The 17575-nt window shown below is 68.5% G+C and carries 16 protein-coding genes and 1 pseudogene; 7 read left to right on the forward strand and 10 right to left on the reverse strand.

The features are described 5' to 3' along the window. The first annotated feature begins 35 nt into the window (after positions 1–35). The 5 genes from phnD (at position 36) to D7252_RS05870 (ending at position 4116) form a co-directional block, all read left to right on the forward strand. Positions 36–980, forward strand: coding sequence for a phosphate/phosphite/phosphonate ABC transporter substrate-binding protein (phnD, locus tag D7252_RS05850; protein WP_251050641.1), 945 nt, complete (start codon positions 36–38; stop codon positions 978–980). A gap of 155 nt (positions 981–1135) precedes the next feature. Continuing rightward, positions 1136–1888 carry a phosphonate ABC transporter ATP-binding protein gene (gene phnC, locus D7252_RS05855; protein ID WP_259461055.1) on the forward strand — a complete coding sequence of 251 codons (753 nt, stop codon included), beginning with the start codon at positions 1136–1138 and terminating at the stop codon, positions 1886–1888. Then, positions 1872–2723: a phosphonate ABC transporter, permease protein PhnE gene (gene phnE, locus D7252_RS05860; protein ID WP_120774525.1), complete on the forward strand. Its 852-nt coding sequence runs from the start codon at positions 1872–1874 to the stop codon at positions 2721–2723. The genes phnC and phnE overlap by 17 nt, the downstream gene beginning before the upstream one ends. After that, positions 2720–3487 (forward strand): tyrosine-protein phosphatase, encoded by a 768-nt coding sequence (locus D7252_RS05865; RefSeq protein ID WP_120774526.1) that lies wholly within the window; start codon positions 2720–2722, stop codon positions 3485–3487. The genes phnE and D7252_RS05865 overlap by 4 nt, the downstream gene beginning before the upstream one ends. Further along, entirely contained in the window at positions 3484–4116 is a 633-nt protein-coding gene (locus D7252_RS05870) for a TetR/AcrR family transcriptional regulator (protein ID WP_120774527.1), read from the forward strand. Before D7252_RS05865 ends, D7252_RS05870 begins: the two co-directional genes overlap by 4 nt. On the opposite strand, the gene D7252_RS05875 is transcribed toward D7252_RS05870, so the two are convergent. Together D7252_RS05875 and D7252_RS05880 are read right to left on the reverse strand one after the other, a co-directional pair. Continuing rightward, positions 4103–4540: a VOC family protein gene (locus D7252_RS05875; protein WP_120774528.1), complete on the reverse strand. Its 438-nt coding sequence runs from the start codon at positions 4538–4540 to the stop codon at positions 4103–4105. The genes D7252_RS05870 and D7252_RS05875 overlap by 14 nt on opposite strands. Before the next feature lie 74 nt (positions 4541–4614). Further along, the gene (locus D7252_RS05880) at positions 4615–7155 is read right to left on the reverse strand and encodes an MMPL family transporter (protein ID WP_120774529.1); all 2541 of its coding nucleotides are present in this window, start codon (positions 7153–7155) and stop codon (positions 4615–4617) included. A 70-nt stretch (positions 7156–7225) separates the two neighbouring features. Here D7252_RS05880 and D7252_RS05885 point away from each other — a divergent pair, with 70 nt between their 5' ends. Beyond that, complete coding sequence (locus tag D7252_RS05885) at positions 7226–7798, forward strand: TetR/AcrR family transcriptional regulator (protein ID WP_120774530.1); 573 nt, start codon at positions 7226–7228, stop codon at positions 7796–7798. Positions 7799–7868: 70 nt separating this feature from the next. Here the strand turns inward: D7252_RS05885 and D7252_RS05890 are convergent, their stop codons facing one another. From D7252_RS05890 to D7252_RS05905, 5 genes are all read right to left on the reverse strand, one after another. Beyond that, positions 7869–8219 carry a TraR/DksA C4-type zinc finger protein gene (locus D7252_RS05890; protein WP_120774531.1) on the reverse strand — a complete coding sequence of 117 codons (351 nt, stop codon included), beginning with the start codon at positions 8217–8219 and terminating at the stop codon, positions 7869–7871. A gap of 64 nt (positions 8220–8283) precedes the next feature. Continuing rightward, on the reverse strand, positions 8284–9006 hold the full coding sequence (locus D7252_RS05895; RefSeq protein ID WP_120774532.1) for a DUF2786 domain-containing protein: 723 nt from the start codon (positions 9004–9006) through the stop codon (positions 8284–8286). Between the two features lie 206 nt (positions 9007–9212). After that, positions 9213–9368, reverse strand: a complete 156-nt coding sequence (locus D7252_RS19945) for a hypothetical protein (protein ID WP_183055194.1) — start codon at positions 9366–9368, stop codon at positions 9213–9215. Between the two features lie 75 nt (positions 9369–9443). Further along, positions 9444–11783 (reverse strand): phosphoribosylformylglycinamidine synthase subunit PurL, encoded by a 2340-nt coding sequence (gene purL, locus D7252_RS05900; protein WP_120774533.1) that lies wholly within the window; start codon positions 11781–11783, stop codon positions 9444–9446. Positions 11784–11872: 89 nt separating this feature from the next. Continuing rightward, positions 11873–12814: a YafY family protein gene (locus tag D7252_RS05905; RefSeq protein ID WP_120774534.1), complete on the reverse strand. Its 942-nt coding sequence runs from the start codon at positions 12812–12814 to the stop codon at positions 11873–11875. 107 nt (positions 12815–12921) lie between these two features. Here D7252_RS05905 and D7252_RS05910 point away from each other — a divergent pair. Next, a pseudogene (locus tag D7252_RS05910) lies at positions 12922–13375 on the forward strand (VOC family protein). A gap of 118 nt (positions 13376–13493) precedes the next feature. On the opposite strand, the gene D7252_RS05915 reads toward D7252_RS05910, so the two are convergent. The 3 genes from D7252_RS05915 to D7252_RS05925 all read right to left on the reverse strand — a co-directional run bounded on the left by D7252_RS05915 (position 13494) and on the right by D7252_RS05925 (position 17573). Beyond that, entirely contained in the window at positions 13494–14222 is a 729-nt protein-coding gene (locus tag D7252_RS05915) for an SGNH/GDSL hydrolase family protein (protein ID WP_120774536.1), read from the reverse strand. Beyond that, the gene (locus D7252_RS05920) at positions 14219–15391 is read right to left on the reverse strand and encodes a DUF4185 domain-containing protein (RefSeq protein WP_251050643.1); all 1173 of its coding nucleotides are present in this window, start codon (positions 15389–15391) and stop codon (positions 14219–14221) included. Before D7252_RS05920 ends, D7252_RS05915 begins: the two co-directional genes overlap by 4 nt. 64 nt (positions 15392–15455) lie before the next feature. Next, the gene (locus D7252_RS05925; protein WP_215110903.1) at positions 15456–17573 is read right to left on the reverse strand and encodes a hypothetical protein; all 2118 of its coding nucleotides are present in this window, start codon (positions 17571–17573) and stop codon (positions 15456–15458) included. Positions 17574–17575 lie beyond the last annotated feature (2 nt).

Raw genomic sequence — 17575 nt, forward strand, 5'->3', positions numbered from 1 at the left:
GTAATTGCCTGTCACCTTCGCGAGTTGGAATACCGATGTTCTCGGAATTCCGGAACGTCTCCTCCCGAAAGGTCATCATGCGCCGCTTCACCCTGCCCGTCGTCGGCCTCCTGGGCGTCGCCGCCCTCGCACTCGCCGGTTGCCAGAGCCCCACAGCGGAGGCGGCCCCTGCCGATCCCGACGCTCCCATCACGATCGCCACCCTGCCCGTCGGCGACGACCCCACCGCGGAGAACCCCGTCGAGGTGTTCGCCGAGCTGCTGGAGGAAGCGACCGGCCGCGACGTCGAGGTCACCGACGTTCCCGACTACCTCAGCGTCGTCGAGGCGATCCGCGCCGACCACGTCGACATCGGCATCATGAGCGGTTTCCCCTCCGCCCTCGCCGTGAACACAGGTGAGGTCGACGCGCTGGTCGCCTTCCAGGGTGACGGCAAGCCCGTCTCCACCTGCGTCGTGCTCGACGACTCACCCATCCAGGAGGTCGAGGATCTCGAGGGCAAGACGGTCGCCTTCGCCGACCAGGCGTCGAGCTCCGGCTACTTCATGCCGGTGTACATGCTGCACGAGGCGGGCCTCGAACAGGAAACCGACTACGAAGCGATCTTCGCCGGCGGTCACGAGGGCAGCTTCGCCGCCTTGGAGCAGGGACAGGTGGATGCCGCGTGCACCGCAGTCATGCTCACCGAGCTCGGCGCCCCCATGTTCCCCTTCGCGGACGGCGAGTGGCGTGCGGTCGGCGAGAGCCCGGCCATGGACATCCAGGGTGCTGTGCTCGGACGTCAGTCGCTGGATGCCGACAAGCGCAAGGTCATCCAGGACGGCATCGCGGAGGTGTTCTCTGCCGAGAACGCCGAGAAGCTCGGGGCATACGGCGCGTTCGCGGCGGCCGAGCAGACCATCGACCCGGAAGACTCGGAGTTCGAGTCCTTCGCCGAGATCGCAGCAGTGGCGGGCGTCGAGCTCAAGGACCTCAAGTGACGCAGCTGAGCGTTTCGGCTCGCTCCGCTCGCTCAACGACCGCGGAGGTGGGGAGCGTTTCGTCTCGCTCCGCTCGCTCAACGACCGAGAGTCCTTCGGTCGTTGAGCGAGGAGCGGAGCGACGAGACGAAACGTCCGCACCGCCGCTTCCGCTCGTGACCGTCCGCGACCTCACGGTGGCGTACGACGAGCAGAATGTGCTCGACGGCGTCGACCTCGACCTCTTCCCCGGCGAGATGGTGGCGCTGCTCGGCGCTTCCGGGTCGGGCAAGTCCACCCTCATGCGCAGTCTCACCGGTTTCGCGCCGATCTCCTCGGGCTCGGTGCGTGTGGCCGGGCACGACGTCACGAATCTCCGCCGTGGCGAACTGCGCACGCTCCGCTCCGATGTGGGGCAGGTGTTCCAGCAGTTCAACCTCATCCCGCGCCTGAGCGTCATGACGAATGTGCTCACCGGCGGGCTGCACGGCGCCGGACCGATCAATGTCGTCGGCAGCTTCTCCCATGTCCAGCGGATGCGGGCGCTGGAGCTGCTCGATCGCGTGGGCATCGCGCACAAGGCATCCGCCCCCGCCCGTTCGCTGTCCGGAGGCCAGCAGCAGCGCGTGGCGATCGCGCGAGCCCTGATGCAGCAGCCGAAGGTCATCCTGGCCGATGAGCCGGTCGCGTCCCTCGACCCCAAGCTCGCCGACTCGGTGCTCGATCTCCTCCGTGAGATCGCGACGCAGGACGGCATCCCGGTGTTGGTGAGCCTGCACGTGCTGCCGCTGGCGCTCGCGCACAGCGACCGGATCGTCGGCCTGCGGCATGGCGAGATGGTCGTGTCGGGGGCGACCGCAGATCTGGATGCTGCCGCTCTGGCATCCCTCTACGACGATGAGGAGCACGGCGATGGCGACCACCACTGAACCCCGGGTGCGGCGGTCGGCTCCGACCCCGCGCCCTGAGCTGGACAGCGCCGAGCGCGCACGGCTCGAAAGCGCCTTCCGGGTGCCGCGCGCCCGTTTCCTGATCGGTCTGCCGATCGCGGCCTTGCTGTTGCTGTGGTCGTTCAACGGCGCCGAGTTCAACTTCGTCAAACTCGGCGAGGGTGCGGTCAACATGGGCGAGTTCCTCGGGCGGCTGTTCCCGCCCGACTTCTCGAAGATCAGCACCATCCTCGCGCTGCTGGTGGAGACGTTCCAGATGGCGGTGGTCGGCACCGTGCTCGGGGCCGTCCTCTCGCTCATCGTCGCGTTCGGCGCCACGTCGACCATCTCGCCGAAGTGGCTGTACTACCCGACCCGCTGGGTGATGAACATCATCCGGTCGGTGCCCGATCTCGTGTTCGCGCTCATGTTCGTCTCCGCCGTCGGGCTCGGGCCGTTCGCCGGCATCCTGGCCATGACCCTCGGGTCCATCGGCTCGATCGGCAAGATCTTCGCCGAGGCCATGGAGCAGGTCGACCGAGGGCCCGTCGTGGCGATGGAGGCGGTCGGCGCGTCGAAACGGCAGGTCATCCAGTACGGCATCCTGCCGCAGGCCGCGCCGCTGCTCACCTCGTACACATTGCTGCTCTTCGAGGGCAACGTCCGTGGCGCGACCATCCTCGGCCTCGTCGGCGCGGGCGGCATCGGCCTGGAACTGACCACCGCGATGCGCATGTACGACTACGGACACCTCAGCGCCATCATCATCTGCATCATCGTGCTCGTCACGGCGATCGACCAGGGCAGTGCCCTCATCCGAAGGAGAATCACATGACCACGATCGACACGGATCTCGTCCTCAGTGCGCCGGTCAACCTGCGCGACCTCGGCGGGATCGCCATCGAGGGCGGTGTGCTTCGTGAAGGCCTCGCCATCCGCACCGACGACCTCGCCTACGTGACCGAGAACGTCGCGGCCGAGCTCGTCGCCGGGGGGATCACCGCGATCATCGACCTGCGTTCGCCGGTCGAGGTGTCGGTCACCGGGCGGGGTCCGCTGGCCGAGCATCCGATCTCGTACCATCACCTCCCGCTGATCGCGGACGTCGGGGAGTCCATGGACCGCGACGCGCCCACCTTCAGCCACGAGAGCATGGGGCTGATGTACCTGCGCATGGTCGAGAACGCGGCGCCGCAGCTGGTCATCGCGCTCAATGTGATCGCGTACACCCCCGGTGCGGCGGCGTTCCACTGTGCGGCGGGTCGTGATCGCACCGGAGTGCTGGCGGCCATGCTGCTGCTCGCCCTCGGTGCTGCGGACGACGACATCGTGACCGACTACGCGCTCACCGGCAACAACATGCGCGCGATCATGCAGCGCACCGCCCCGGTCATGGGCGCGATGTGGCGCGCGCTGGGCTTCGACGCCAGCGCGCTCTCGAACACCTCCCGGCTGCTCGAAGGCTCGATGGACGTCTCGATGCGCAGCCTGCTCGACACCCTGCGCGCACAGTACGGCGACCCGCTCACGCCGCTGCGTGCCGCCGGGCTGTCGGAGGCGACCATCGCGCGGCTGCGCGAGAGGGCGCTGGCCGCGTGACGACGCTGACCACGGATGCCGGGGCCGCGGTTCGCCGCCGCCCCGGTCGTCCGCGCGACGAGGACATCGACGGGCAGATCGTCGCCGCGACTCTGGAGATCATCGATGCGGGCGAGGAGGTGACCGTCAATCGAGTGGTCGTGCGCAGCGGAGTGAGCCGCGCGGCGCTGTATCGACGCTGGCCGTCGCTCACCACCCTCATCGCGGCCGCGCTCGACGTGGGCCGCGAAGTGCCTCCGGAGTATCCCGCGGGGCACGACCTCCACGAGATCCTGCTCGCGGGTTTCGGTCTCGGCCCCGACGGGGTCGCCCCCTCGGCGCCCGGCTATTCGGAGGAGCGTTTCCGTCAGCGCATCCGCCTCGTGATGTCGGATCGCGCCCTGCAGAAGGCGTACTGGGAGTCGCACGTGTCACGGCGCCGCGTGCCGCTGCAGAATGCGCTGCGCGCCGGAATCGAGCGGGGTGAGCTGCGCGGCGATCTCGATGTCGAGGCGTGCTTCGACGCCATCGCGGGCGCGGCGTACTACCAGATGGTGGTGCGGGGTGATCGGATCAGCGACCCGGCGGTGGTGGCGCGGCTGCGCGCGGCGATCGAGGTGATCTGGCGCGGGATGGTCAGCTCTTCGTGAGGTCCTGTGTGAACATCACCAGGATGCCGCTGGGGCCCCGCAGGTACGTGAGCTTGTACACGCCCTGATAGTTCGCGACGCCCCGGAGCGGGTGGTAGCCGTGCCTGGCGGCGATCACCAGAGACTCCTCGATGTCGTCGACGGCGAACGCGATGCGGTGCATCCCGATCTCGTTCGGGAGCGTGGGCTCGGTCTCGATCGCTTCGGGATGGATGTACTCGAAGAGCTCGATCTGACCATGCCCGTCGAGGGTCTGGAGCACCGCGATCTTGGCATGGTTGCCGTCGAGGCCGACGGCCGTGTCGGCCCATTCGCCGCTGACCTCGTCGCGACCGAGCACGGTGAGACCGATGTCCGTGAAGAACGCGATCGTCGCTTCGAGGTCGCGGACGGCGATCCCGACATTCTCCAGAGTGATGGCCATGGGACGGATGCTACTCGCGATCGTCTCCGGAGTGAGGGGTCAGGCGTCAGGGTCAGGCGTCAGGCCGCAGGGTTTCAGGGCCTGTGCGTCGGCACCGAGTCGGTCGTCGTCGGAACGGCGACGGCCTTCATCCCGGGGTGGTCGCGCTCGAGGGCCGCACCCTCCATGTCGACGTTCGGCAGAATCCTGTCGAGCCAGCGCGGCAGCCACCACGCGGAGCGTCCGAGCAGGTGCATGAGCGCGGGCATCAGCAGCATCCGCACCACGAACGCGTCGAGCAGCACACCGAAGGCGAGGCCGAATCCGATCGAGCGGATGATCGTCGATTCGGAGAAGATGAACCCGCCGAACACGGACACCATGATGAGGGCGGCGGCGGTCACGACCGAACGGCCCGCGCGGAAGCCCTGCGCCACGGCATCCCGAGCTGAAGCCCCGTGCACGTACGCCTCTCGCATGCCGGACGCGAGGAACAGCTGGTAGTCCATCGCGAGTCCGAACAGGATTCCGACGAGGATGACGGGCAGGAAGCTCAGGATCGGCCCGGTGCTGTGGAGTCCGATGATCTCGGCGCCCCACCCGAACTGGAACACCGCGACGATGAGTCCGTAGGTCGCGAACAGCGACAGTACGAAGCCGCCGGTGGCGATGAGCGGCACGAGCAGCGAGCGGAACACCACGATCATGATCAGCAGCGAGAGTCCGACCACGACCACGAGATACAGCGGCAGCACCCCGGCGAGAGCCTCGGAGATGTCGATGTTGGTGGCGGCCTGACCTGCGACGCCGAGGGTGATCCCGTCGGTGACGGCCGGCATCGTGCGAAGGTCTTGCACGAGCTTCTCGGTGGAGGCGCTGTTGGGGCCCTCGGCCGGGACCACCTGGAACGCCAGGAGCGTGTTGTCGTCGGAAGCCGCGATCGGGGCGACCGCCACGACGTCCTCCTGGTCGGCGATGGCCTGAGCGATCGTGACCTGCGTGGAGAGAAGGTCGTCGTCGCTCACCGCATCGTCGAGGCTCGCGGTGACCAGCAGCGGTCCGTTCGCGCCCTCACCGAACTGCTCGTCCACGGTCTGGAACGCCGCGTAACTGGTCGAGTCGCTCGGCTCGCTCGAGCCGTCGGGCAGGCCGAGTCGCATCGACATCGCCGGGAGGGCGATGATCAGCAGCGCGATGACGCTCACCAGTGCAGTGACGACCGCGCGGAGGGTCGACATCCGCTTGACGGGCTTGCCGGCCGCGTGCTCCTGACCGATCGTGGTGCGGGCGCGGCGTCCGAGCAGCCGCGTGCCGACCAGCCCGAGGATGGCGGGAGCGAGTGTGATCGCGACGAGCACGGCGACCGCGACGCACACCGCCCCGACCGTTCCCATGAGTCCGAGGAACGGCACACCGGTGACGTTGAGAGCCAGCAGCGCGACGATGACCGTCGCCCCGGCGAACACGACGGCTGTGCCGGATGTACCCGTCGCGATGCCGATCGATTCGCGCACCGGGACCCCGGCGAGTACCTGCTTGCGGTGCCGGTTGACGATGAAGAGCGAGTAGTCGATGCCGACGGCGAGCCCGAGCATGACGCCCAGCACCGGGGTGACCGACGCCATGTCGACGACGCCGGAGAACGCGAGGGATGCCGTGACACCGACGCCGACCCCGACGAGGGCGGTGACGATCGGGAGGGCCGCCGCGATGAGCGACCCGAGCATCACGATGAGCACGATCGCTGCGAATGCGAGCCCGACCGCCTCTCCCACACCGAAGATCTCGGGGACACCCTGCGCGATGTCGGTGCCGAAGTCGACCTCGACCCCGTCGATGGGCGCGGACTCGAAGTGGTCGATCGTGCCCTGCTTGACCTCTTCGGAGAGCTCGAGGCGCGGGTCGGTGAACGAGACGTTGACGATGGCGGTCGATCCGTCTTCGGAGACCACGCCGATGCCGTCGGCGAGCTCGAGGAGAGCGGAGCCCTGTTCGACCTGTTCGGCGTTCTCATCCAGTTCGAGACGGTTCGCCTCGAGCGTCGCCTGCTGGGCCTCGAGTTCGGCGAGCTGTGCGTTGAGCGCGGCCAGCTGGGCGTCGAGGGCCGCGAGCTGCTCCGGGGCGGCGCCGGCTTGTTCTGCCTGGGCCCTGGCTGTGGTGAGTTGCGAGAGTCCTGCGTCGAGCTGCGACCGGCCCTGGTCGATCTGCGTCTGGCCGGCCTCGAGCTGGGCGCGGCCATCGGTGATCTGAGCCTGGCCGTCAGCGAGCTGCTCAGCCTGCTCGGCCTGCTGCTGCTGTGCATCGAAGGGGTCGATCACCGAGGCGACACCGTCGAGATCTTCAGCGCTCGCAGCGAGGTCGGAGATGGACTGCTTCTGCTCGTCGGTGAAGGCCGAGCCGTCTGTGGTCTGGTACACCACGGTTCCGGTGCCGCCGGCCGTGTCGGGCAGCTTGTCGGCGAGCTCATCGGTCACAGCGCCGGAGGCGGTGCCGGGGATGTCGAAGCTGTTGCTCAACGTGCCGCCGAGGGTGAGGAAGGCACCGATGCCGAGCCCGAGGATCACGATCCACGAGACGATCACCGGCCATGCCTTGCGCGCAGCGAACGAACCCAGACGGTACAGCAGTGCGGCCACGGTGATCTCCTTCAGACGGAAATGATCATACGGTACGTCTCGTCTACAGTTCTGTGGCTATCCTGAGAGCATGGTCAACGAGCATCGGAGCGGGCCCGTCCGCAGCACCGCTGCACGTGATGCGATTCTCGACGCGACCTCCCGTCTGTTCCATGCTCAGGGGTACGACCGGCTCACGATAGAGGGCATCGCCAAAGAAGCCGGCGTCAGCAAGCAGACCATCTACCGCTGGTGGCCGTCGCGGGGTGCGCTGATCGCCGACTGCCTCGTGGACGGACGGCTGATCCCGGTGGACTTCGTCATGCCTGACACCGGCAACCTGTTCGAAGACGTCGAGACCTGGCTGCGTTCGGTGCTCGCGATCCTCGAAGCGCCCCAAGGCGACGCGTTGCTGCGTTCTCTCGTCGCGGCCGCGGCGGACGATGCCGACGTCGGGGAGCATCTCACGGAGAGCCTCGGCGTGGAGAAGCACCTGTCTGAGCGTCTGCGGGGTGGAGTCCGAGACGGGCAGCTTCCGGCCGATGCGCCGGTCGCACAGATCGGGCGAGCCATCCTCGGTGCGATCATCGTCGAATCGCTCGGACGCGAGACCCGCGACCCGGGGAAGGTCGTCGAGCTCGTGCGGTACCTGCTGACCCGCTGAGCGTGCACTCACGCCGCGGAGCCGTCTCGCAGGCGGCGGGCGGGTCGAGCCCGTGCGCCCAGAACTCCCGTCAGCGCCCGAGCTTCTCGGCGCAGGCGACGCAATGGATCGCGAACGGGCGCACCTCCAGGCGTGCGTGCGGGATCGGGCGACCGCAGTTCGCACAGATGCCGTAGATGCCGGCATCCATTCGCGCGAGCGCGTCGTCGACCTGACGCAGTTCGGATACCGCGGCCTCGGCGAGTCCCGTCAGACGCGACCACTCCGATGAGAGCGTGACGCCCTCGGGGTCATGCTCGTCGTCGTCGTTCGAGCCCTCGCGGTCGCGCATGAGTTCGGCGAGTGCGGACGACGTCGTGGCCACGCGTGCCTGTGCCTGCACCCGCAGTTCCTGCAGCAGCGTGCGCAGATCGGCGGTCATCCCCACACTCTAGGCACCGCCTCCGACGCTGCAGCACCCCTTGTCGGCAGCTCGGGGGCGGGTGTCACCGCGTGAGCCCCCGCCCGGCGGTCACGGCGCGCTCGCCGGTGTGCGCCTCGCGGCCCGAGCGATGGCCGTGGACATATGCCCCGGCGTCGGGGCCCTGCCGCGCACGGCCTCTGCGGGTAGCCAGCCGGTCGACGGCAGCATCCACCCGATCGCGGCGAGAGGCCAGGACCAGATCGGTTCCGCTGCCCGACTCCTCGATGATGGTGCGCCGACTCTCTCGGATGCGACCTGCCGCGCCGGCGCCGAAACCGCGGATGAATCCACTCCGCGCCCGTCGCTTCTCGCTTTCGGAGTGCCACTGGTAGGCGTCTCGATGTGCGGCCCACCATGACCGCATGGCGACCATGGCCTGCACCTGCAGACTCTGAGTCAACGTGGCCGCCTGCTGCGCATCGGACGAGAATCCCACGAGATACAGGATCGAGAACTCGCCCTGATCTGCATGGAGAGGGCGCACGGTGTCGAGTGCCAACGCCACGCCGCTGCCGACCTCGCGCAGATCGCGCGCGTAGCTGCCGGTGAAGACGATCCGCTCCTGCACGACCTCCTCCTGCGTCTGCCCCAGGCGCCCGCGACGTTCGTCCAAGCGCGCCTGTTCGATGCCGTACTTCACGATCAGGCGCTCGGCGTGTTCGGTGAGCGCTTCGGCTTCTTCGGGCGTCGTCGTCTCGGCCTTCGCCAACAGCTTTGCGACGAGGTCGAGCTTCGCTTCGTTCATGAGATCCCCCTTGGTTGCGGTGCCTCATATCTTCCGCGGGGGTGCTCCCACCAGCGGTGTCCGGCTACGACGCCGGGGGACAACTCTGCGGCGCCGGCACGCGGTGCAGGAGAAGGGAGGGTGAGGTGTTTCGTCTCGCTTCGCTCGCTCGACGACCGGGGAGGGTGGCTGGGGCGTTTCGTTCGCAGGCTCGCTCGACGACCGGGTCAGCCGAAGATGATCGTGAGCACCGTCGCTCCGCCACCACCGAGGATCAGCGCGATGATGACCGTCCATGCGACGATGCGGATTCGACGGTTGCGCTTCTCGCCGAGGTCGCCGTAGTCCTCGTCGTTCGGGTTCTGCCGGCTCACGTCACTCATGCGTTTCGTCTCGCTTCGCTCGCTCAACGACCGAGGTCGAGGATGTCGGTGGTCATGCGTTTCGTCTCGCTTCGCTCACTCAGCGGCGGCGGGCGCCGGCTCGGCGACGGTCGGACCGAAGTACGAGGGCAGCGTGGCCTTCGAGCGCTCGCGCAGCTCAGCGACCGAGGCCGTGAAGACGTCCTGCACCTCGAGCTGCGGTTCGCTGTCGGTCACGCCGATGCGCGCGACGGGGTAGCCGCGTCCTTCGCAGAGGCCCTGGAACTTCACGTCGTCTTCGCGCGGCACGGTCACGAGCACGCGACCGGTCGATTCCGAGAACAGAGCGGATGCCGCATCCACACCGTCGCGCTCGATGATCTCGTTCAGCCAGACGCGCGCGCCGACGCCGAAACGCATGACACCCTCGGCGAGGGCCTGACCCAGGCCGCCTTCCGACAGGTCGTGCGCTGACGAGATCAGCCACTCGTCACGAGCCGCGGCGAGCAGCCCGGCGAGACGCTTCTCGCCCGCGAGGTCGACCTTCGGCGGCAGCCCGCCCAGGTGGTCGTGCACGACGTCGGCCCACGCCGAGCCGGAGAGTTCGGTCGAAGTCGTGCCGAGCAGGTAGATGTTCTGGCCGATGTCCTGCCAGCCCGAAGGAATGCGGCGGGACACGTCGTCGATGATGCCGAGCACGCCGACGAGCGGCGTCGGGTGGATCGGCACGTCGCCGGTCTGGTTGTAGAACGAGACGTTGCCGCCGGTGACCGGGGTGCCCAGTTCGTAGCATCCGTCGGCGAGGCCATCGACCGTCTGCCCGAACTGCCACATGACCTCGGGGTTCTCGGGCGAGCCGAAGTTCAGGCAGTCGGTGATCGCCGTGGGCGTGGCACCGGTGACGGCGACGTTGCGGTAGGCCTCGGCGAGCGCCAGCTGCGCACCGGCGTACGGGTCGAGCTGGCAGTACCGGCCGTTGGCGTCGGTCGAGATCGCGAAGCCGAGGCCCGACTCCTCGTCGACGCGGATCATGCCGGCGTCGTCGGGGAAGCTCAGAGCGGTGTTTCCGAGCACGTAGTAGTCGTACTGGTTGGTGATCCAGCTCGTGTCGGCCAGGTTCGGCGAACCGACCAGCGCGAGGAACTGCTCACGCAGCGTCTCGGGGTCGTTCGCGCGCGGCAGGTTCTCGGCAGCATCCGCCTGGAGTGCGTCGATCCACGTCGGGTAGGCGACCGGACGGTCGTACACGGGGCCGTCGACGGCGACGGTCGACGGGTCGACGTCGACGATGCGCTCGCCCTGCCAGTCGATGATGAGGCGGCCGTCGCCGGTGACCTCTCCGAGCACGGAGGTCTCGACCTCCCACTTGTTCACGACCTCGAGGAAGGCGTCGAGCTTCTCGGGAGCGACGATCGCCATCATGCGCTCCTGCGACTCCGACATGAGGATCTCCTCGGCCGTGAGCGACGGGTCGCGCAGCAGCACGTTGTCGAGCGAGACCTTCATGCCGCTGTTGCCGTTGGCGGCGAGCTCGCTGGTCGCGCAGGAGATGCCGGCAGCGCCGAGATCCTGGATCGCCTCGACGAGTTCGCCGCGGTAGAGCTCGAGGCAGCACTCGATGAGCACCTTCTCGGCGAAGGGGTCGCCGACCTGCACGGCCGGGCGCTTCGTCGGGCCGGTGCTGTCGAACGAGTCGGATGCCAGGATGCTGGCGCCGCCGATGCCGTCGCCACCGGTGCGGGCGCCGAAGAGGACGACCTTGTTGCCGACGCCGGTCGCGTTGGCGAGCTTGAGGTCTTCATGGCGGAGCACACCGACCGCCAGCGCGTTGACGAGAGGGTTGGCCTGGTAGACGGAATCGAAGACGGTCTCGCCGCCGATGTTCGGCAGGCCGAGGCAGTTGCCGTAGAAGCTGATGCCGCTGGTCACGCCATGCACGACGCGGGCGGTGTCGGGGTGGTCGACGGCGCCGAAGCGCAGCGCGTCCATGACGGCGACCGGGCGGGCGCCCATCGAGATGATGTCGCGGACGATGCCGCCGACACCCGTGGCCGCGCCCTGGAACGGCTCGATGAAGGAGGGGTGGTTGTGCGACTCGGCCTTGAAGGTGACGGCCCAGCCCTCGCCGACGTCGATGACGCCCGCGTTCTGGCCCATGCCGACCATCAGGCGTTCCTTCATCTCGTCGGAGACCTTCTGGCCGAAGCGGCGCAGGTAGTTCTTCGACGACTTGTAGGAGCAGTGCTCCGACCACATGACCGAGTACATCGCCAGCTCGCCGCTGGTGGGACGGCGGCCCAGGATCTCCTTGATGCGCGCGTACTCGTCGTCCTTGAGGCCGAGCGCACCGTACGGCTGCTCCTTCTCGGGGGTCGCGGTCGCGTTCTCGACGGAGTCGGGGACGTGCTTGTGGACAGGTGCAGGGGCGGTGGTCACGCGCACTCCAAAGGAAGGGGCCGGCGGGGCGGTTTCAGTCTACCGGGGCTCAGAGCGGCGGTCCCGTGGCGGGTGCGAGGGCGCAACCGTCACGCGGATGCTGCGGCGAAGCGGAGCGCGAGGAGGCGGGCGGCTTCCGCCAGGGGCGGCGGCCCTTCCACGGTGAAGGGCGCGTCGAAGCGGGCGACCGAGGCGAGGACCCCGGTCCACGACCAGGAACCGACGGTCACCCGGCACGAGTGAGCGTCGATCTCCTCGAGTTCTCCGTCGGCGACCCACGGCGCGACCTCCCGGGCCGGGAGCTCGATGACCACCACGCCGACGCAGGGCCAGCGGTCTTCGTTGTCCGAGCCCTTCGCTCGCGCGGCCAGGTAGGTCTGGGCATTCCCACCCGGCAGCGGGCGAGGCGTGAACGACGGGCCGGTGGGGATGCGCGGGCGCAGTCGGTCGAGCCGGAAGGTGCGCCAGTCATCGGCCTCGAGGTCCCACGCGACCAGGTACCAGCGACCCTCACGAGCGACGATCTCGTGCGGCTCCGTACGGCGGGCGGGTGCGTCGTCATCTCCGTAGTCGAAGCGCAGCATCCGACTTTCTCTCACCGCGGCACTCACCGCTTCCAGAACGGCGGCATCGACTCGCGTCGAGCTCTCGGTGCCGGAGAAGCGGATCCCGTCGACACGATGCCGCAGCCGCGAAGGCATCACCTGTCGCACGGTGGCCAGCGCCCGTGCCGCGGCCTCGTCGATGTCGATGCCGCTCGACGGCACGTTCTGCAGGGCGACGGCGATCGCGACCGCCTGCGCGTCGTCGAACAGCAGGGGCGGCAGCTCCGATCCGGCCGCCAGGCGGTAACCGCCGTCGGGTCCCTTGATCGCGCCGATCCGGTACCCGAGCTCGCGTAGGCGGTCGACGTCGCGGCGCACCGTGCGGGGACTGACGTCGAGGCGCTCGGCGAGCACGTGCCCCGGCCAGTCCCGCTGCGTCTGCAGCAGCGACAGCAGAGCGAGCATGCGTGCGGAGCTTCCGGTCATGCCTCCATTGTGCGCCGAGAAGAGGACCGAAACTGACCTCTTCTGCTGTGATCGTTGATCCCGACGGCGCTTCCACCGTCACGACACCTCGCACCGAAGGACACACCATGACTGTCACCACCACCACTCAACAACTTCCGCGGCACCGCTCGGCAGGCGCTCGAGTTCTACCAGTCCGTCTTCGGGGGAGAGGTCACCGTCGCCACGTACGGCGACTTCGGCATGCCCGCCGGGGTCCCGGGCGTTGACAAGGTCGTCTTCGGGCAGATCGAGAGCGCCGACGGCATCCGTCTGATGGCCTACGACATCCCCGGCCACGACGAGTCGGATGCTGCGGCGACCGCCGGTTCGACCCGGCGGGAGAACGGCACCACCGTCACGGACCGCACGTTCTTCCAGTCGCTGAGCGCCCCGTCGCTCGACGAGCTCGCCCGCTACTGGGACGGCTTGTCCGAGGGCGCCGACGTCATCGAGCCGCTCGCCGCCTCCGCGTGGTCGGCCGGTTTCGGCATGCTGACCGACCGCTTCGGCGTGACCTGGGTGCTCGACGTCCGGGCCTGACAGCCAGGTCGGGCACACCTGTCGGGCCAGAAGACAGGTGTCGGGCGGCAACGCGGGATGCCGCCCGACATCTGTGCTTTCTCCCGACAGGTGTACCCGGCCACCGGAAAGCGGAACGTCAGACGGGCGGCCAGAGCGGATGCCGCGCCACGGCCACCCGCGCGGTGAGGTCGGTGAGTACCCGGGAGTCGGCCGTATCGAGACCCAGCGCCTCGGCGAGACCGAGCGCCAGGAACGCGTGCCCGGCGGCGTTCGGGTGGAACGCGTCGTCGAACAATCCCCACGCGACCCCCTCGTTGCCGGGCCCCGTGCCCGCCGAGAACTCCGCGAAGCGGGTGTGCTGATCGACCAGGATGACGGCATCCCGGTCGGCGACGCGACGGATCGCCTGCGCGAACTCCCCGACCCGCGCGCGGTCGGGTGCATGCCGCAGATCGACCGTGGGCGGCGTCTGAAGCACCGGGACGGCACCGAGCCGTCGCACCCGGCGGACCAACTCCGTGACCGACTCCGCGAACGCATCGACCTCGATCACCGGATCCAGCCACTCGGTCGTGCAGTCGTTCGTCCCGATCATCACCGTGACGACGTCGGGTCGCCAGGCGGCGACGCGCCGCTCGAAGTCGCCCAGGACGAGGTCGGCACGCCATCCGGTGATCGCCGTGTTGATGACCACGTCCTGCACCCGCCCCAGGTCGCCGCGGGTCAGCTCGTGCAGATGATCGACGTAGTTCCGGGCGCCTCGGGTGTGGATCAGGCCGTGGGTGATCGAGTCACCGGTGAACACCCACGTGAGCGGCGCTCCGGAGGCAAGGAGCCCCCGGAGCGCCGCACGGTCGTCTGTCATCGGCTCACGTCCAGCTGCACGTCGATGAAACGCGGTCGGTAGATGGACGCGTCGTCGTAGACGTCACCGACGTTGTCGAAGGTGTTGACGTTGTACGTGACGAGGATGCGGTTGCCCTGACGCAGATTCGGATGCTCATGAGCGTTGTAGGTGAACACGTCCGGGTCGCCGTAGCTGCCGAAGGTCCCGGTCTCCGGTGTCCGATACAGTTCGACCGGCTCGCTGAACGGTCCCGTCGGCGAGCAGGAGGTGCGGGCGACGATACGGGTGCTGAAGATCTCGGATGTGTCCTGCGTGACGAGCAGATAGCCGTCGCGGAACTTCGCCACACTGAACTCGTTCGCGACGTACGGCGCGACCGGCACGGCATCCGCTTCTTCCGTCGACCAGCCCGAGCCGTCCCAGTACGTCCAGGTGCCCGCGATGCCCTGCTTCCCCTCGGTGCGCGCGACGTAGCCGGAACGGACACCGCCGGGGTCTGCGACACCGTAGATGTAGGTCGTGCGGCCCTCTTCGAGAGTCCACGAGCCCCAGTTGATCCCGGTCGCCGAGGGAAGGTCGGTGATGGCTTCGAGCTGCAGGCTGTCACCGTCGAGAGTGGCGAGACGATTGGCCGTCCACCGGAAGTCGAAGCTGCCGGTGCCCGTCCGTTCGAACTGCAGCAGCGGCACCTGCACCGTCCCCTTGGCGCCGGGCGTCGGGTCGCCGATCCAGTACCAGCTACCGTCGGCCTCGGGCGGGATGATCCCCGCCGGGGCGTCCGGCGTTCCGCCGGTGATCGTCTGCAATCCGCCCCGCCGGTCCTGTACGACCACCGAGTTGTTCACGAACGGCGAATCGGTCGGGCGGGAACCGTCGGGGTTCACCGTGCCGAGGAACGTGTCGGAGAAGAACCAGCCCGTCTTTCCCTTCCCCAGCGGCAGTGAGTAGGTGCTGTCGCCTCCGGTCCACTCGCCGCCGGTGTTGCCGTAGGTCGTGAACTGCTCGGTGAGCGGCTGGTTGATGCTCGCCGTCGCCGTGAGTGTCCGGTCGGTCAGCGAGCACTGACCACTCGAACCGTTTCGGTCGCCGGCGCTCGTCGGCACTGCTGCGCTCGCCGGGGCGGCTAACAGCGCGCCGGCGCAGAGGGATGCTGCGGCAAGGGCTGCCGCGATCGTGCGTCTTCTCATGTCGATCACTCCTTCGTGTTCGTGGGTGCTGCGGGGTATGGGCGTTTCGTCTCGCTTCGCTCGCTCAACGACCGGGACTCGGGGTGACACCTCCCGAGGCGTCGACGTCGTACATCCGCTCCCCCACGCGCAGACCGCGCAGGCGGGCGTCCGGGTCGAGCGCTGCCACGCACCCGGCCGCGCGGATCGTTCCGTCGGCGTCGACGGAGACGCCGAACAGGGCGTCGATCACGAGCTCGACCCACGCTCCGGATGAGGAGCAGGACCAGTCGATGATGTACGGCAGTTGCGGAGGGGCCTTGCGTGCGCCGCCGTTGATGCCCGGCACGGCCTCCTCGACGAAGTGGGCCTGTCCCATCGGTCCTTGGTTCGCCGTGCGCGAGAGCCCTGCGATCCAGTCGGTGAGCACCTCAGGGGCGCCGAGAGCGGCGAGAGCTCGACCCGCGTCAGCGGGCCATGCCGGATACGCGCCGTTCCACTGATGGTCGGGTCGAGGGCTGTAGCTGGCGTCCGGGTCCCACGGCGAGAGCGCGCGCATCCAGTTCTCCGTCTGCAGCTCGCGCTGGAAGAAGTCGACCATCTCGGTGCGGACGCGAGGTGCGAGATCATCGGCCACGGTGGTGCCCACGACACTGAAGTCGTAGCAGTGCCGCACCGGAAGCCGCGTGCCGTCGGGTTGGCCGGCAGAGAAGATGCCGTCGCCGAGGTAGCGGTCGATCACGGCGGGCAGCAGTGCTTCGGCATCCGCCCGCAGTGCTGCCGATGACTCGGCGTCGCCCTGCAGTTCGGAGAGCGCGGCGGCCGTCCGCATGCTCCAGACGTTCGCCGCGTTGAGGCTCGCGACCTCGTGCGTGTACGAGCTCACGCACTCGAGCAGGTTGTCGATCTCGCCGTAGTCGGCGAGCGGAGAGTCGTGACGAAGGGCTTTCCAGGCGGTTGCCCACTGTCGCACCGACTCGGCCACGGTGTGGTCGCCGACGACCTCGTCGAGGAAGGCCGCATCGCCCGTGAAGCGCACGTAGTCATGCACGAGTCGGGTCATGGCGTAGTCGTTGACCGAGTACCAGCGCCCCACCGGACCGCCGGTCAGTGACGACGTCCCGAAGTGGGAATGGATGTCGAGCGAGATCCAGTGCCGCACCTGATTGCGCATCTCCACGGGGTCGAGCAGGGCGTGACTGACCGAGCTGAGGCTGTAGTCCCAGATGAAGGTCGTCGTGCCCCAGTAGTTGGGCATGAGGGTGTCGTACGACCGGCCGAGCACGTTCCCGGCGAAGTCGCGGCGGAACCAGATGACGCCGAGCACCGCCCACCAGTACAGGCGCCGAAGCGGAACCGAGGCCGTCTCCAGCACAGGCAGCGAACCGGAGAACTCCCCGTCTTCGGCGGTGAAGGCCGCGCGCAGCTGACGGTTCCAGAACTCCTCTGCCGCCTCGAGCGCGGCAGGAATGTCGGCGGCGACGGCAGCATAGGCTTCGGCGGCATCCGCTTCTGAGCGACCGACCGCCTGCACGTAGCCGGTGCGTGCGGTGCCGCCCGCGGGCACCGCGAGAGTCATGATCAGCTCGCCACCCCGGCCGTTTCCGCCGATACCGGTGTCGAACGCCTCGGGCAGCTCGGCGACGCCGCTCAGCGATGCCGCACCGCCGAGGAGACCCTGGATGCTCCACGCCCCGGCGTCCGTCGACGAGAAGACGATCCGCTCGCCGTCGACCGATGCGGCGTCACGCTCCGACGGCGACTCGGCGTCGAGCCACGCCTCGGGAGACCGGGTGGCCCGCGCGGCGGACGACAGGCCGAGGCGCACCTCGCGGTCGGATGCTCCGGAGTTCGACACCGCGATGTCGATGGCGACGGCAGTCTGTCCTGGTACGCACACCGTCGTCGTGACGATCTCGAGTTCGCCGACGGACGCTCGCCGCACCACCCGGTCGGGACGCCACTCGTGGGTCACCGGCACTCCGTACGAGGCGAACAGCCGTCCGTCGACGAAGAGGACGGCGGTCTGGGTCAGCCCTTGCGAGATCGGCGGGAACTGCACCGCGCTCAGGGCGGTCAGGTCGTGGTCGACCCGCACCGTCCCGAGCATGTTCGTCAGCCCGGTCGGCGCCATCATGTCGTCGTAGTGGTGCGTGACCGCATCGGCGGCGAGGTCCTCGACGGTGGGGATGAGCGGATGCATGA

This window comes from Microbacterium sp. CGR2 (assembly GCF_003626735.1).
In the GTDB taxonomy this organism is placed as follows: domain Bacteria; phylum Actinomycetota; class Actinomycetes; order Actinomycetales; family Microbacteriaceae; genus Microbacterium.